This is a genomic window from Sporomusa sp. 246TCP1 (genome assembly GCF_057319775.1).
In genome coordinates, this window is the sequence record NZ_CM170492.1 from 5,313,660 (window position 1) to 5,329,422 (window position 15,763).

General features: G+C 43.8%; 12 protein-coding genes. 8 read left to right on the forward strand and 4 right to left on the reverse strand.

The features are described from left to right. Nucleotides 1-136: 136 nt before the first annotated feature. Nucleotides 137-1,462 carry an acetyl-CoA carboxylase biotin carboxylase subunit gene (locus tag AC1ECB_RS25090; RefSeq protein WP_485666342.1) on the reverse strand — a complete coding sequence of 442 codons (1,326 nt, stop codon included), beginning with the start codon at nt 1,460-1,462 and terminating at the stop codon, nt 137-139. A gap of 249 nt (nt 1,463-1,711) precedes the next feature. Here AC1ECB_RS25090 and AC1ECB_RS25095 point away from each other — a divergent pair, with 249 nt between their 5' ends. Beyond that, entirely contained in the window at nt 1,712-1,900 is a 189-nt protein-coding gene (locus tag AC1ECB_RS25095) for a hypothetical protein (RefSeq protein WP_485666343.1), read from the forward strand. Nucleotides 1,901-2,163: 263 nt separating this feature from the next. Here AC1ECB_RS25095 and AC1ECB_RS25100 read toward each other — a convergent pair whose 3' ends face one another. From AC1ECB_RS25100 to AC1ECB_RS25110, 3 genes are read right to left on the reverse strand one after another with little or no spacing between them, the layout of a single operon-like run. After that, nucleotides 2,164-3,138, reverse strand: a complete 975-nt coding sequence (locus AC1ECB_RS25100; protein ID WP_485666344.1) for a diguanylate cyclase domain-containing protein — start codon at nt 3,136-3,138, stop codon at nt 2,164-2,166. Then, nucleotides 3,122-3,763, reverse strand: coding sequence for a chemotaxis protein CheC (locus tag AC1ECB_RS25105; RefSeq protein ID WP_485666345.1), 642 nt, complete (start codon nt 3,761-3,763; stop codon nt 3,122-3,124). Before AC1ECB_RS25105 ends, AC1ECB_RS25100 begins: the two co-directional genes overlap by 17 nt. Continuing rightward, nucleotides 3,763-4,128, reverse strand: coding sequence for a response regulator transcription factor (locus AC1ECB_RS25110; protein ID WP_485666346.1), 366 nt, complete (start codon nt 4,126-4,128; stop codon nt 3,763-3,765). The genes AC1ECB_RS25105 and AC1ECB_RS25110 overlap by 1 nt, the downstream gene beginning before the upstream one ends. 416 nt (nt 4,129-4,544) lie before the next feature. Between AC1ECB_RS25110 and AC1ECB_RS25115 the strand changes: the two genes are divergently transcribed. From AC1ECB_RS25115 to AC1ECB_RS25145, 7 genes are all read left to right on the forward strand, one after another. Further along, the gene (locus AC1ECB_RS25115; RefSeq protein WP_485666347.1) at nt 4,545-6,014 is read left to right on the forward strand and encodes an amino acid permease; all 1,470 of its coding nucleotides are present in this window, start codon (nt 4,545-4,547) and stop codon (nt 6,012-6,014) included. Nucleotides 6,015-6,269: 255 nt separating this feature from the next. Next, the gene (locus AC1ECB_RS25120; RefSeq protein WP_485666348.1) at nt 6,270-6,824 is read left to right on the forward strand and encodes a hypothetical protein; all 555 of its coding nucleotides are present in this window, start codon (nt 6,270-6,272) and stop codon (nt 6,822-6,824) included. 145 nt (nt 6,825-6,969) lie between these two features. Further along, nucleotides 6,970-7,467, forward strand: coding sequence for a hypothetical protein (locus AC1ECB_RS25125; RefSeq protein ID WP_485666349.1), 498 nt, complete (start codon nt 6,970-6,972; stop codon nt 7,465-7,467). 72 nt (nt 7,468-7,539) lie between these two features. After that, nucleotides 7,540-8,973, forward strand: coding sequence for a sigma-54 interaction domain-containing protein (locus AC1ECB_RS25130; protein WP_485666350.1), 1,434 nt, complete (start codon nt 7,540-7,542; stop codon nt 8,971-8,973). Between the two features lie 426 nt (nt 8,974-9,399). Next, nucleotides 9,400-10,941 carry a BCCT family transporter gene (locus AC1ECB_RS25135; RefSeq protein ID WP_485666351.1) on the forward strand — a complete coding sequence of 514 codons (1,542 nt, stop codon included), beginning with the start codon at nt 9,400-9,402 and terminating at the stop codon, nt 10,939-10,941. A 59-nt stretch (nt 10,942-11,000) separates the two neighbouring features. Then, nucleotides 11,001-12,548: an HAL/PAL/TAL family ammonia-lyase gene (locus AC1ECB_RS25140; protein WP_485666352.1), complete on the forward strand. Its 1,548-nt coding sequence runs from the start codon at nt 11,001-11,003 to the stop codon at nt 12,546-12,548. A gap of 115 nt (nt 12,549-12,663) precedes the next feature. Next, entirely contained in the window at nt 12,664-15,756 is a 3,093-nt protein-coding gene (locus AC1ECB_RS25145) for an ATP-binding protein (RefSeq protein ID WP_485666353.1), read from the forward strand. Nucleotides 15,757-15,763 lie beyond the last annotated feature (7 nt).

The following is a 15,763-nucleotide window of genomic DNA, read 5'->3' on the forward strand; positions in this document are numbered from 1 at the left end:
TTTAGTTGATTTCGTCCTGGTATGGATTGAACGAAAAAGTGACCATAGGTCAAAAAAATCCGCGCGTTATTCCGATGATTGGAATAACGGCGGATTTTTTCTATTACTACGGGATTAGAAGAACGATAGCAGATCATCACGAAATCATACGTTTGTAAATGAATTGGGTATCAATATCCCCGCTACAGAAATACGGATCTTTTAGTACATCCAGATGGAAGTCAATGATAGTTTTGATACCATCAATGCGGAATTCGCTCAAAGCGCATTGCATAACCTTGATGGCTTCACCACGGGTTCGGCCGCGCGCAATTACTTTGGCAATCAAGGAATCATAGTAAGGCTGAACAATCGAACCAGCACACACGCCGCTATCAATACGCACCTTGGGACCACCTGGCTGATAATAGTAAGTAATTTGCCCTGGAGAAGGTAAAAAGTTTTGGGTTGGATCTTCAGCATTAATGCGGCATTCGATCGCATGCCCAGTGAAGGTTACATCTTCTTGATTAATATTGAGTGGTTCGCCAGAGGCAATACGCAGTTGCTTTCTTACCAGATCAATCCCTGTAATCATTTCGGTGATGGCATGTTCTACCTGAATGCGCGGATTGATTTCCATGAAATAAAAATCGCCGGTATTTTTGTCCATGAGAAATTCTACTGTTCCCACATTAGTATAGTGGACACTCTTGGCAGCACGGATGGCTAAGGCACCGACTTTTTGGCGCATTTCCGGAGAAAGAGCACTTGACGGTGCTTCTTCCAAAATCTTTTGATTGCGCCGCTGCAATGAACATTCGCGTTCTCCCAGATGGATGACATGACCATAATTATCAGCAACAATTTGCACTTCAATATGGCGGGCATCGGCAATATATTTTTCTAAATAAAAAACGGTAGTTGTAAGATCTACTTTATTTACGGCACTTAATAGTTCAGCTGCATTATTGGCAATAAACATACTTTTGCCACCACCGCCGGCTACTGGTTTCAGAATTACCGGATAGCCAATTTCTTTGGCAACACGGCAGGCATCGGTTGCATCGTGTATGGGATCGCTGCCAAGTGCCATGGGTAAGCCAGCATGTTTCATGGCTTCGCGGGCTGCATCCTTATTGCCTACTTTCTGAATGGTTTCGGCGCGGGGGCCAACGAATACAAGACCAGCATTAGTTACTTTTTCGGCGAAGTCGGCACTTTCTGATAAAAAGCCATAGCCGGGATGGATAGCATCAGCTTGCGATACTTTTGCCGCAGTGATTATTGCTTCTGTGTTCAGATAACTTTGGGTGGCATCAGCCGAGCCAATCAAATAAGCACGATCTGCTAATTGAACATGCAGCGCGTCGGCATCTACGTCAGAATAAACAGCAATTGCTTCAATTCCCAGCTCATGGCAGGCCCGGATGATACGTACCGCAATTTCGCCGCGGTTGGCAATGAGTACACGTTTTAGCATCGGTATAGACCTCCATTTGCAAGTAGTAGTGGATCAAGATTTTCCTTTTTTTACTTGATACTCACTGAATTACATTATAGAAGAATGTTGGGCTTTACACAATGGGTAAAATAATGTATACAATATAGTTTTAGTGTCAAACACAAGTTAATGGGAATAAGTTATGATAGTTGGTAATAAAAACAGGGAAGAACTCTAAAATTAGCGAGGTATTGATAACAATTTACCTATAAACTTGGTGTTTGGTTTATGCAGACTTACGGGGCCTGGAATTACGAGTCTCCTGGTTTTGTCATGCCTGAAGATACCGGCAAAAATAGTGATTTTAGCACGGTAATTAAACAGCAGGAAACGAAGATCCAAGAGCTTACTGAAGCTATCAAGAATACGTCTATCGTTGATCCTGTAGTTTCCCTTGCCGATCGACAGAAGACATAGGGACGGTGGAACTGTCTTTATACTGCATGCTGGACACAACCACCGTCCCCGTGTCCTCCTCAGTCCCCGTGTCCTCCTCTGATTTATCCATATAACAAATCTACTGGTGATATATCTTTCAAGCTGGGTCCAAATAAATGACATGTACTCACACTTTGGGCATAGATACTGGGCAATAAGTTAACTAGCGGCTATTGTTCTTCGCCTGAAAAGCAACCCTAAGAAAACCATGAATAGGGTGATGTATACTTGTTTCCTGGTAATCAGAGTGCTTCTCGCGTGATTGAATAAAATTGATACCCATTTTTACCTGTGGCCTTTACTGAATACATAGCACTATCAGCATGCTTTACCATAGTTTCCAAATCATCTCCATCTACAGGAAACAGGCTAATTCCAATACTGGCAGTAATAAATATACTTTTTCCATCCAGATTAAATTCAACCGATAATAAACTAAGGATATTTTTAGCTATCGTTTCAATGTTTTTTTTTGATTTTATATTCGGGAGGATAATTGTGTACTCATCGCCACCTAATCGGCAAACGGTATCAGTTTTTCGTACAACCGTATTTAAGCGGACCGCCACTTCTTTGAGTAATAAATCACCGCTAAAATGTCCCATCAAATCATTCACTGATTTAAAACCATCCAAATCTAAAAACAGTAAAGCCACAAGTTGACCACTTCTGCGTGCTTGATCAAAGGTATAGCCGAGGCGGTCGTAAAACAAACTCCGATTACAGAGCCCTGTCAAGGGATCATATAAAGCATTACGTTTGGCATGCTCTTCTGATTCCTTGACAGATTCATAATCTCCCTCAAGTTCTTTGACCAAGTGTTGCAACAAATGTACGCGTTGGTATTGACTGGTGATATCGCTGATTTGGATCAATACAAAAGCTTCCCCATCTTGATAAAATGCCTCAATCTGCATGTTTTGCCGACCTCTTTCAGTGATATCACTGCTGTCCTTTGGATAAACAAATGCGCTATGTAACATGCCCGAACAAAATCGATGTTCTCCATTGACGATAGCATTGTCCAGCATTTCTTTAAAGCGATTCTTTTGAAAGCAAGGACATATATCAGCAAGTGTTTTACCAATGGCTTCGTCTTTAGGGATACCACTGACTCCTTCCAACCAACGATTCCAGACCATCACATTATGGTTTTTGTCAACAAGCATAACTCCCAAATTCAGATGATCCAAAATGCGATTAAAAAACTGATTCATTCAAATTCCCCACCAATCGATCAATTCGGCGGATTAATTGTGCCGCTGAATCCAAGCTTAAGGCAATCAAAATAGTGCCTTCAAACTGCTTATCCGCTAAACTAAGTTTTGCTTGCAATACTAACACATACAATTGCTCCTGCAGCAATACCCTTTGCCCTTCTGCAGAAACGAACAGCATTTCTATCTCTGGCAACGAGTATATTAGCTTGGATTCGAGAAAATTCCCCAATCCTCCCATAATTGCGTTCAGAATAACATTACTAATCTCCATTAAAACATCAAAATCAGTATCTAATAAATCCTTGTCATTTATAACAGTGTCGTCAGCACTATCACCCAAACACAGACCAACTAAAAGCTTAGCTTGACGGGCTGGAAATAGCAAAAACGCTTTCCCCTTAAACTCAGTTCCAAATTTGATTGACGAAGAAATAACATGCCCCTTATCAACAGCAATTTGCGAAAAAATTGAAGGTTCTACATCCTGAATCGTTAGAAAGTCAATATAGGGAACGGATAATTCGACTTTTCGTCCTGTCATCTCAGACAAGAGAGCCGCACTTTGGCCAATCGCTATATTCACTACCTCCGTCAGTACGTCTTTTTGCATTTCACCAAGCATCAAATCAGCCCTCCTATCTTTTGCTTAATAATTTCACCATTTTCGCTGGTCAACGGTTTATTAATAAATGCCATAATAACGTACGGAATCAGCTCAAATTTGGTAGCCTTCTGTATGTCGGCTGTTAAAACAAAAATCGGAACCTGACCATCAACTTCTCGTATTTGTTTGATCATCTCCTGCCCTACCATTTCAGGCATTAAGAGATCAGTAAATATAACATCTGGCTTTTCGCGAACAAAGGCAGCATAACCTGCCCTACCATTACAAGCTGAAGTAATTTCCACACTAAGAAAATTTTTTTTGAGAAAACCTTCTAATGTTCGTCTGGCAAAACTTGAATCGTCGACAATTAATGCTTTCAATTATATCCTCCTCTATTTCTGTCGAAAATTATTATTTATATTATATTCCTCATTTTTTTACACTTAGTTAACAAAATATTAATTTTAAGTTAATAGATAACTTATCCCCGCGACATAGGGGTAAATAGTCCAAAGTAGACACGTAGGGACGGTCTTTTTTTGTCACCTGTTTGTTAGGGGTTGCGTTATTGCGGAATTTAACTAAGCTCATAATAATAGCGCAAGCCTGCCCCCGAGTTGTTCCTCGACTAGGTTGAATCGGTTAAAAAAGAAATTGGGCTGAGTAGTAATCTAATTAAAAATTCATTGGCGTTTCGGGGAGCTTTTTTCGCGATGAAAAAATAGAGTAATAACATACCCTTCCTTGGTAGATACTTGTAAATGAAGATATGTAGGTCGACTAAGGAGGGGTTGGGTTGAAAAAGCATGGTGAAGGTTTATCCGCTTGGCAGTTAACCATGATGGCGCTAGGAACGGTAATTGGAGGTTCCTTTTTTTTAGGGTCGGCTGTTGCTATTCGCGCAGCGGGACCGGCAATTGTACTGTCTTTTGTAATGGGCGGTGCCCTCGTATATGCCATTCTGTATGCTTTATCAGAAATGACGGTAGCTGATCCGGCGCCAGGATCTTTTCGCACGTTTGCTGAAAAGGCATACGGTCCTGCTATCGGTTTTGTTGTAGGGTGGGTATACTGGACAGGAATGGTGCTGGCGATGTCGAGTGAGGCAATAGCCGTGTCGGCATTGGTGCAGACGTGGTTACAGGGAGTTTCTGTTCCTTTGCTCGGTGCGGCTGTTATTATCGTTGTTACTATTCTCAATCTGTTTGGCGCAGATCAGTTAAGTAAGCTGGAAGGGGGCCTTGCGGCTGTAAAATTGATTGCTATTATCGGCTTTGTGGTTTTGAGTGTAGCCATTGTTAGTGGGTTTATGCCAGGGGCAGCGCAAGTGCAAGCAGGAGCATTGGCAACAGAACCGGTATTTCCGGCAGGACTGGGAGGTGTTGCCGGGAGTATGCTAATTGTCATGTTTTCTTATGCAGGCTTTGAGATTATTGGGTTGGCTGCTTCGGAAACAGCCAAGCCGGATAAAACAGTACCTCAAGCAATTACCTATACTGTTTTTGCCCTGGTTGGTCTATATGTAACTGCAATCACAGCGCTATTGCTGCTTGTGCCGACTACGGCACTAACAACAGATCAAAGTCCCTTAGTGACTGCACTAACAGCCTGGAACTTGCAATGGGCTGGCAATGCAATTAGTATTGTACTAGTGACGGCCATTCTATCAACAATGCTGGCTGCTATGTTTGGTTTAGGACGAATGCTGCGATCCTTGGCGGATGAAGGTCATGCACCATCCTGGGTGAGAGACAAAGGTGATATTCCCTATCGCGGTATTATTTTTTCGGGTGGGGCAATGCTTGGCGGGCTTGGCCTGGGACTTTTCCTGCCGGCGCAGGTATATCTTTTCTTAGTTAGTTCTGGTGGGTTTGCCTTGCTTTTTTCCTATATGGTTATTCTGGCAACACATTATAAATTCAGGCAGCGACAAGGGTGCCCGCCCCGGGGAAAGTGCCAGCTTCCCGGGTTTCCTGTTACCTCCTGGGTGGCCTTGATAAGTATCGGAGCTATCATTGCCAGCATGCCGTTAATTCCCGGACAGGGGGCAGGGTTGTTCGCAGGGCTGGGTTTTGTAGCGTTATATTCGATAATTTACTTTGTCAGTAAGAAATTTATAACAGGGGAAACCGCTAAAAAGAGTTGGACCAACCGGGGGCTGCGCGTAGCAGATATGCAGTTTGAAACCGCAGAAGAGTTAAGTACTGAGACTAAATTACCCCGCGCGCAAAAGCCAGCTGACACTAATGAAGCTAAGCATAAGTAGCATTGGTTTGCGAGATGATAGGCACTGTAGCAGCAAAGAAGGAATGTTTTTATAAAGCACATTGTTTTTGCTGTTGCCATGGGGCATGACCGACCTGCACGCCGCTACCTGGCAACGCCCAAGCCGGGAAGCTTGGGCGTTGCCTCAATCATTACGATTGCAGGGGAGAATTGTTATGAACCGATATATAGGACTTTAGACCTATATATGACTGATCAGTCAAAGTGATAAAATTATAAAAAAGGGGGATTAGTTATGATATTAAAACGCTATACTACTGTTTTGGCGGTTGCTACGGCCTTGACATTTATCGTTCCGACAGGTGCCGCTGCGGCCAGTGTTACGACGTCAACAACAGGCATTTATGTTGGTGATGCCAGTTTTTTTAAGTCCGAAACTTATTCTGATAGCATGAGATTGGCCCACGCACTGTCGTCCTATTATGATCGTCCAATTCTAACGTCTGAAATAGTTCGACTAACAGCTAATTTTGATTTTAGTTTTGATGATATATCAATGATGTATGTCGTTGCTGACTACGCGGATGTACCTGTCGATGATATTGTTGTTCTCCGTAAGAAACACTTGGGCTGGGGTGAGATCGCTAAATTGCACGGACTTAAAGTTCAGGAACTAAAACACAGGTATAATTTATTTGTCGATGAGGCGCACTTCTATAGGATAGATATAAATTACATAGACGAATATGACCAATATCCTGGTTACTATCACGAGCATGCCCGTGACAACGGTAGAAATCATGCTGAACATTATGAGCATAAGCATGATAAAGGCAATGGATATAGGTAGTGTGCTAGTTTAATTGGATGCGCCGAAGGTGTTATGGTAAAAAGAAGGAATGCTCCTCTAAAAGGGGACATTCCTTCTTTGACATTTTGATGATATACTCAAGATGTCAGTAATCAAAAGGTTTATTATGAGGTGGGTGGGGCTTATGGTACAGTCGTGGAAAAGTTTTGCAATAGGTGCTCTTGCTATGTTGGTAATCATAATAGTTGCCTATATGCTATTTTCAGGAACGGAAAAGCGCGCCGCTATTCCTGAAAAAGGCGTAGAAGATACCGAGGACTTTGCTGATAAAGTTACGATTACACCGCTGCCATCATTGCGGATTGTCCGGGGAACAGAGGTACCTTTTGAAGGGAAAATAGAATTACGGCAAGCCATTGCCGGCCAAGCTGCCCAGGACATAACTATTGTCAACTTCCAAGCGACCGGCGAGCATGCCGATAAATCGGTAATTATGATTGTGTGGGAGAACGGTGAGGTCGAAAAAGTATATCCTGGTACAAAAAATAAAAAGTTTTCACCAGCGAGGAGAGCTGTGAAAATTTTGGTAATAGGGTACAGTATGCATGAACGGCCCATTTTTAGGGATGCTAGCCGCAAAGGCACACTTACGTGGGAGATTCATTATGAACCAGTTAACTAAAACAAGAATAGACAGCGTAATTCCTTGAATCATTCAGGTATCAAGCGATAAAGATGGAGGATGAATGGAAAAATGCTTGATCTGATCATTAGTGATGGAATACTTCTTGATTTTTATAAGCAAATTTTTGATCATATGTCCGAAGGGGTTCAGATATATGATCGTAATGGGTATTTTTTATTTGCCAATCCCGCCAGTGAACTCCTGGAGGGGTATGACAGCCGGGCCTATCAGGGAAAGCACCTGCTTGATATTTACGATGTCAATGAAGAATATAGTACAGTTTTGACAATTCTCAGGACAAGAAAGCCGGTTGCCAACCGGTGTGACCGCTTTAAGACTAAGAATGGCACAACCTTGACAACTATTAATTTTGGATATCCATTGTTTGTTGATAACAATCTATATGGAGCGGTTGTATTCGAAAGTGATTTGTCGGTATTAAAAGGGTTGGAAAAACGCGCGTTCAATCTGGAAGCGTATATTGGCAGTGCAGAACCTGGTGGTATGGCAACGAGATATACTTTTGATGATATTGTGCACCAAGCTGAAAACATGAGAGAACTTATTCATTTTGCCAAAAAAGTCTCGCTTACTGATTCGGCAGTCCTAATTGTGGGAGCCACTGGAACGGGAAAAGAGCTTGTGGCACAAGGCATACATTCGTTTAGCTCCAGAAGATATAAGCCCTTTATTGATGTTAATTGCAGTGCAGTGCCTGGTAATTTGTTTGAAAGCATATTTTTTGGCACGGAAAAAGGAGCTTTTACAGGCAGCGTCAGCAAACCGGGGCTTTTTGAAACAGCCAATGGCGGGACTATTTTTCTGGACGAGGTTAATTCCATTAGTCCGGAGATACAGGTTAAGCTTTTGCGGGTATTGCAGGAAAAACGGTTTCAACGTATTGGTGGCAGCAAATATATACAATGTGATGTGCGAATCATTTCGGCAGCAAATGAAGACCTCAATGCGCTTATGCAGCAGCAAAAAATACGTATGGATTTCTATTACCGGATATCGACCATCAAAATTGATATTCCTGCATTGAAGGAGCGTAACCAGGATAGCCTTTTGCTGGCGCGAAATTTTTTGCATGAATTGTGTAAACAGTACAATCGGGAGCAGCTAACGATTGCGGAAGAAGTGTTTGCTGTGTTTCAGCAATATGAGTGGCCAGGAAACGTAAGAGAACTTCACCATGTAATTGAATATGCCTTTAATCGCGTAGCCGATGATGCAGGTATACTAACGATTGATTGTCTTCCCAGTTATTTACGGTCGCTGGAAAAAGAAAGCTGCATTACCCGGCAGGGATCGGTGGCAAAAGTGTATGCGACAGAAGCTGCCGGGACTTTTGGTGAACGTATGGAGCGTTTTGAATATGAATTAATCTGCCAGACGCTGACAGCGAACGATGGAAACATTACTCATAGCGCCCAGCAACTGGGAATGAGTAGACAGAGCCTGCAGTACCGGATGAAGAAATTCAAGCTTTGTGGTTCGTAACGCAAAATTTTTCTTAACGTGACGCCAAATAATTTGGCGTCATATTTTAGTTGTAATCGTAAGCATTTGGAGAAAACTAAAAAAATAGTGCAGAAAAATTTGGCACTGTATTTTGAGTAAAGCAAAGAAATAATAATTTATTTACGTTATTAATAGAAAATTCATGATGAGCTTACAGAAAATGAGAGCATCAGTTAGTCAAATGGCAAATATTTTTTTAGCAAGCTATGAAAATAGTAAAAAAAGTAGCTTTATTCAGTATATTTCAACAAAGTGTCTACTAAATAAAGACGTTGGCTTGCTTGGCACAATTCTTGCGTTAGAAATATAATGGAATATTCCTTAAAAATGCAAAGTGGAGGTGAAACCTAAGTAGAACTGTACTGTTTTACACGGATTGTGTAGAAAAGAAAGGAGGAAAAGTAAATGTCGGTAGAAACAAGCAAGATACGTAAGGGCGTTTTTTGGCCATCTTTTCTGGTCGTGGGAGGAGCCGCATTATTAGGCATTGTAAATAATAAACTGCTGACAGAGGTGGCTACGAATTCGTTTCTCTGGTCACTGCGGACGTTCGGTTGGTTATACCAGGTTATTGCCATTGTGGCATTGATTGTTGTAATTGTTGTTACGTTTTCCAAATTTGGCGGTATTCGCCTGGGCGGGAAAGAGGCGAAGCCGAAGTATTCTTTTATGACCTGGTTTGCTATGGCGCTGACCGGCGGGATTGCTACCGGTGTAATTACCTACGGTGCCAATGAGCCGATCATTTACTTTGGCAATATCTACGGAGAAATGGCACAAACCGGAGTGGCGCCAGGGTCGTCGACGGCAGCGATTTATGCGATTGCCCGGTGTTTTTATAACTGGACTTTTATACCGTACGCGATGTATTCTCTCTGTGGTTTACTTGTTGCCTATATGTACTTTAATAAGAAAAAACCGTTGTCGGTAACAGCCACCTTGGAGCCTTTGTTTGGCGAAAAAGTGACTAAAGGAATTTGGCCAAACGTGATTGATACCCTGTCCTTGCTGGCTATAGCGTTGGGTCTGGCGTCCTCCCTCGGTGCGGGAATCGCGTTAGTAGCTTCCGGCTTTGAGCTTTCGTACGGAATTAAACAGGGTCCGGTAGTTTGGCTGGCGTTGGCGGCGCTGACGACGGCGACCTTTACCATTGCCTCCGTACTAGGCGTGGATAAAGGAATTAAGTGGCTGGCCGATTTCAACTCTAAAATATTTTATATCATATTGATATTCCTATTTGTTGTTGGACCTACTTTGTATATTTGCCGAAACTCGGTAGCCGGTATGGCCTATTGGCTGCAGAATTTTTGGCAATGGGGTCTTGATCCCGCTGATATCGGCGGTGAAGCCTTAGTTATGTGGTGGACATTATATGATTGGGCCATTTGGATTGCTTATGCGCCGCTTATGGGTATCTTTCTTGCTATGATTTCCTATGGCCGGACCATTCGTGAATTCATGATTATCAACTGGGTACTTCCCTCTGTCTTTGGCCTTGTTTGGTTCGGCGTCTGGGGGTCGACTGCAGTTGCCTGGCAGATGACAGGAGCCGTGGATCTGATCGCCACCATCAAAGCCAGTGGTGCCGTAGCCGGACTATGGTCGTTTCTGGCCAATTTACCATTAAGCTTTGTGATTATACCGGTAGTTATGATTACTCTTATTATCTCCTTTGCTACTGCCGCCGACGCAATGACTACTACCATCGCGTCGATATGTATGAAGAATTCCAAACATGACGAAGAGCCGCCGCTATGGCAGAAATGTCTGTGGGGCATCTCCATTGGCGCAATTTCCTTTTTTATGGTAGCCTATGCCGGTGGTGCTCAAGGTGTTGACGGGGTTAAGTTTCTGGCGGCCGCAGGCGGATTTATGGTGCTGTTTATTTTTGTATTGCAAGTGTTTTCTGCCATTAAAGTATTTTTCATTGATAAGATTGAGCAATAGAATTAGCATTATGAAGGGGAAAGGCGAGTGGTTTTCCCCTTCTCTAGGAGGCAGCTGTTATGGAACAGAAAAACGTAGACAATAAGCCATCGGTGATATTGGATCGACAAGTGACAATGGAGGACTTGGTGGCAGTGGCCCGGCAGGGAGCTCAAGTGGAGTTTTCTGAGGAATATTGCGAGCGGGTGAACAAATCCCGGAGACTTGTGGAGAAATGGGTTGGTGAAGGCAGGGTGATGTACGGCATTACTACTGGCTTTGGTTCGCTATGCACTCAGGTAATTTCACCAGCGGAAACGGCGCAGCTGCAACGCAATATCGTGTTATCACACGCTACTTCTGTAGGGGAGCCCTTATCAATTGAAGAAGTACGGGCGACGCTATTTATGGTGCTGCAAAATGTGGGTCAGGGCTTTTGCGGCGCCCGACTGGAAACGGTAGAACTGTATCGGCAGTTTCTTAATCGCGGCCTTACACCGTTCGCTCCCAGGGAAGGTTCGGTGGGCTATCTTAGTCCGGAAGCGCATATGGCGTTGGTGTTGATTGGTGAGGGACAAGCCTATGTGAATGGTGCGTTGCTGCCTGCTGGAGAAGCGTTGCGGCAAGTGGGACTTTTGCCGACAGAGCTGGCAGCCAAGGAAGGGCTAATCCTGGTTTCCGGAACTACCAGTGTGACTGCGCTAGGGGCGCTGGCGCTCTACGATATGTTAAATGCGGCAAAGTGTGCTGACATTATTGGCGCTATGACACTAGAGGTGCTAAAAGGGACTACGCGTGCCTTTGATGAGCGACTGATGAGTGTCCGGCCTCATGAAGAGCAACGCTGTACAGCTGCCAATGTAAGAAGTATATTAAACGATTCAGAGATTGCGGCGCACTTTTGCAATTATCGCTTGCAGGATGCGCTGTCACTTCGCTGTATACCCCAACTCCACGGTGCTGCCAAGAAAACACTGAGGGATGCAATGAAAACCATTGAAATAGAAATGAACTCTTGCTGTGACAACCCGATTTTGTGGCCAGAAGGTGACGATGGTGAGGCTATTTCCGGCTGCAACGCTGATTCCTCATATGTAGGGATTGAGATGGACTCTGCCTGTATTGCGGCTACTGCGCTCGCTAAAATGTCAGAGCGCCGGAATAATCGCTTGGTTGATGGACAGCTTTCGGGATATCCCAGTTTTCTTATTAAAAACCCTGGGCTTAATTCGGGGCTAATGATACCGCAATATACACAGGCAGGCTTACTGAATGATATGAAGATATTGTCACATCCGGCAACTGTTGATGGGATACCTACCTGTGGTAATCAGGAAGACTACGTGGCGATGGGCTATAATGCTGCAAAAAAAGCCAGGCAGGTTGCCCAGAAGTTGGAGTTTATTTTGGCCATTGAGCTGCTGTCTGTTTATCAGGCACACCAATTTATTGAGGCTGACAAAGCGCCCGCGACACCTGTTCAGGCTATTTTGAAGGAAATCGCCTGTACTGTACCTGCCATGAGCAAGGATATCTACTTATATCCCCATATTAATAACCTAAGACACCTGATTCATACGCAAAAGATTGTGGCATTGGTTGAAGAAAAGATTGGCAGCTTGCTGTAATTTGGCTAGATAAGATTGCATTTCCGTTACCGCTTTTAGTGTCCAACAGGATTTATTACTGTGTTTGTCGAAAAAATCTGTGATAAATGCACTGTGGGGTAAGAGGATTGCTGAAATGAACGAGTTATATGCGGTTTTATTGGGAAGTCCCGAAGTTTACTGGAATGGCAAACGATTGTTTTTCCCTTTTTCTAAGGCCGAAGCCTTGTTGTATTATTTATTGGTGAGAAAGCATTCGACGCGCGAAGAATTGGCAGCTTTGCTATGGCAGGATAAGGAGGAGGCGGCAGCCAGAAAAAATTTGCGCAATACCCTCTATTTGCTGAGAAAGCTGACAGCAGAGGAATTGGTAGTAACACCCTCGCGGGCGAAGGTGCTGCTAAATACTGATGCTGTCAGTATTACTACCGATATTCAGGAATTTAGTGAGGTCTCGCAGGAAGAATCGCTGGTGCTATACAGGGGGGATTTCCTGGCTGGTTTTGCTTGCAAGGATGCCGATCCGTTCGAAGACTGGGTAAACAGAGAGCGAGACAGTTTTAAAGAGAATATAATTGCCCGGCTTACCAAGGTTATTGTCAGCCGGTTAAATAGTAAGGATTATAGTGCGGCGGAACGTTATCTCAAACAGTTACTGCTTTTGGATGAGTATAATGAGAGTGCGTGCCGAACCTTGATGAAGCTGTATGAACGCTCTGGCGCTTTTGCCAAAGCGATCGAGTTCTATGATTGTTTTGCAGGCAAGCTTAGCAGTGAATTGGGAATCAGCCCCCAAGGTAAGACGCAGGAAGTCTATGAACGTGTAAGGTCGAAAATGGTCAGCCGGTTGGCAGTAGTACCTGCAGAGCAGTTGGCTGAGAGCTTTTTTGGCCGGGAACGGGAACTAACCTGGCTGCGAAATAGGGTAGCCGATTTCTGTGCAGAACGCTCTCCCTGTGCGTGCGTTATTTTGAGCGGTGAGCAGGGTGTGGGGAAAACCATGATTGTTCAGCGAATGCAGGAGCTGGTTGCTGACGATGTAACGGTGTTACGGACTCAGTGCTATCAAGCGGAGCTGGATTATCCCTATAAAGCCTGGAACTCCATTATATGCCAGGTTAGGGAGCTGCTTACTCAGCGCGGTGAACTACTGCCTGCTATCTGGTATCAGGTGATTTCGTACGTTTTTCCGGCAGTTCTTAGGAATCCTGCGCTGGCTGACCGGAATCAGGCTGTGAGTGGTTATGCTATTCATTCCGGCATAATTGAAGAGGTTATATGTGGCATCCTGGAAAAGGCTGCCACTCAGAGAAAAGTGTTGCTATTTGTGGATGATATTCAGTGGCTGGATCATCAGGGGCGGTCAGTACTGCGGCAGCTATTGCGGACAGCAAGGCAAGATATTTTGTGTATCGCAACCTGCCGGAGTGAATATCAGGACCAGGTAGATTTGTTAGCCGGGTATTTTAGCCAGAATGATTTGGTAGAGCAGCTTACTGTTGAAAATTTCAGTAGGTCGGAAGTAATACGATTTTCTGAGCTAATGCTGCCGGCAGATAAAATTACGACAGGACTGCAGCAAAAACTATATGAGTATACTGAGGGCAACGCCTTGTTCTTGGTAGAAAGCTGTAAGCTGATCAAAATGGGGCAAAATGTGAACTGTTTATCGCCGCGGCTGCGCAGTGTTTTGCAGGAACGGGTTAATGTACTTTCAGACAACGCCAGAAAGGTGCTTGATGTCATTTCCGCCTTTTTTAGTAATGTTGGCTATAATGAGCTGCTAGCTGTATGCGGGATGAATGAATTTGAAATTGTGGAAGCTATTGAGGAGTTGCAGCACAAGCGCTTGATTCAGGAAATCACTGATTCACGCCTGGGACTACGAGCGCCGGTATATAAATACAGCCATATTCGCATTAGAAGTTATGTTTATGAGCAACTGTCATCGTCAAGGAAAACATTGATCCATAAACGGGCAGGCAGTTATTTGGAAGAACTGATGGATAAGGATTCCTTGGGGCGGGATGTGTATTCTGAAATTCTTTATCATTACTCGCAGATCAACGAAAAGAGTAAGGTGCTTGAATATACTATTAAGCTTGCGGAAAAATACTGTTGTCCGCAGTATGAATTATTTCCTGATTTGAGCAGAACATATAGTGGGTTTGTTTTTGAAAACAAATTGCAGATTATGGGCTATCTGGATAAAATCAAGGATTTGCTGGCGGCTTTAGCAGCCGAACAAATGCCTTGGGAGCGGTTGAACCAATTTCGGGCGGCTTACCTGGAGATGTTGGGACGCTATCATATTTGGCGTGGGGATCACCTAAGCGGTTTAAAAGCGATTCACCAGCTGCTACGCCTTGCAGCTAAGAAAGGATTTGCCGATTACTTTATCAAAGGTTGTCAGCAAGTTGTGTATTGTGCCATTCAGATTCGCAGACCCAGACTTATTGAGCTTTTTGCCAATAAACTGCTCAATACGGCAAACGAAGCCAACCTGGAAGAAAAAAAAGCTGTGATGCAGCGGTTTATGGGCATAGCCTATGCCTTGCGCCAGGAAAAAGATCTGGCAGAACAGTATTACCGCCAATCAATTTCTCAGTATAAGCGTCTAAGTGAACGGCCAGATGAGTTTAGCCTGCATATTGCTGCCGGTTATAACTATATTGGTGATTTACGGCGCATGGCAGATAATTTGTCTGAAGCGCTCTATTACTATGAACAGGCAATAAGGGTGGCCGGACGGGGAATTGGCAATGCCGGGGTTGCTATTTTTCTGGTTAATGCCGGGTATACAGCCTACGATTTGCGGGAATATAGCAAGGCGGCTGCTTATTTGGAAGAGGCGCGGGCTATTGAAGGACAGCTTGGTGAGTATCAGGGTTATTGGTGCCTTAGAAGCTATTGTACGTTACATTGTATTCTGGCCTTATTAGCCATTAGAGACAACTGCCTGCAACAGGGATGTCGTTATTTGGAAAAGGCTGCTGATTTTTCGGAGAAATACCAAGATGCTTACCAGGCCGGGATTATCATCAGGGCAAAATTGGAGGTTAGTATCCAGATGCAGCAAGATACCCGGGTACAAGAAGCATTTGCAGACTATATAAACTTATCCTGTGACGAATATTACCGGCAAGGGAAAGAACTTTTTGGTAAAACCGGAAATACAGCTGAACAAAACATGCTGGACAGTATTTATGCAGCAGCGAATAAGCAATAAGGATATG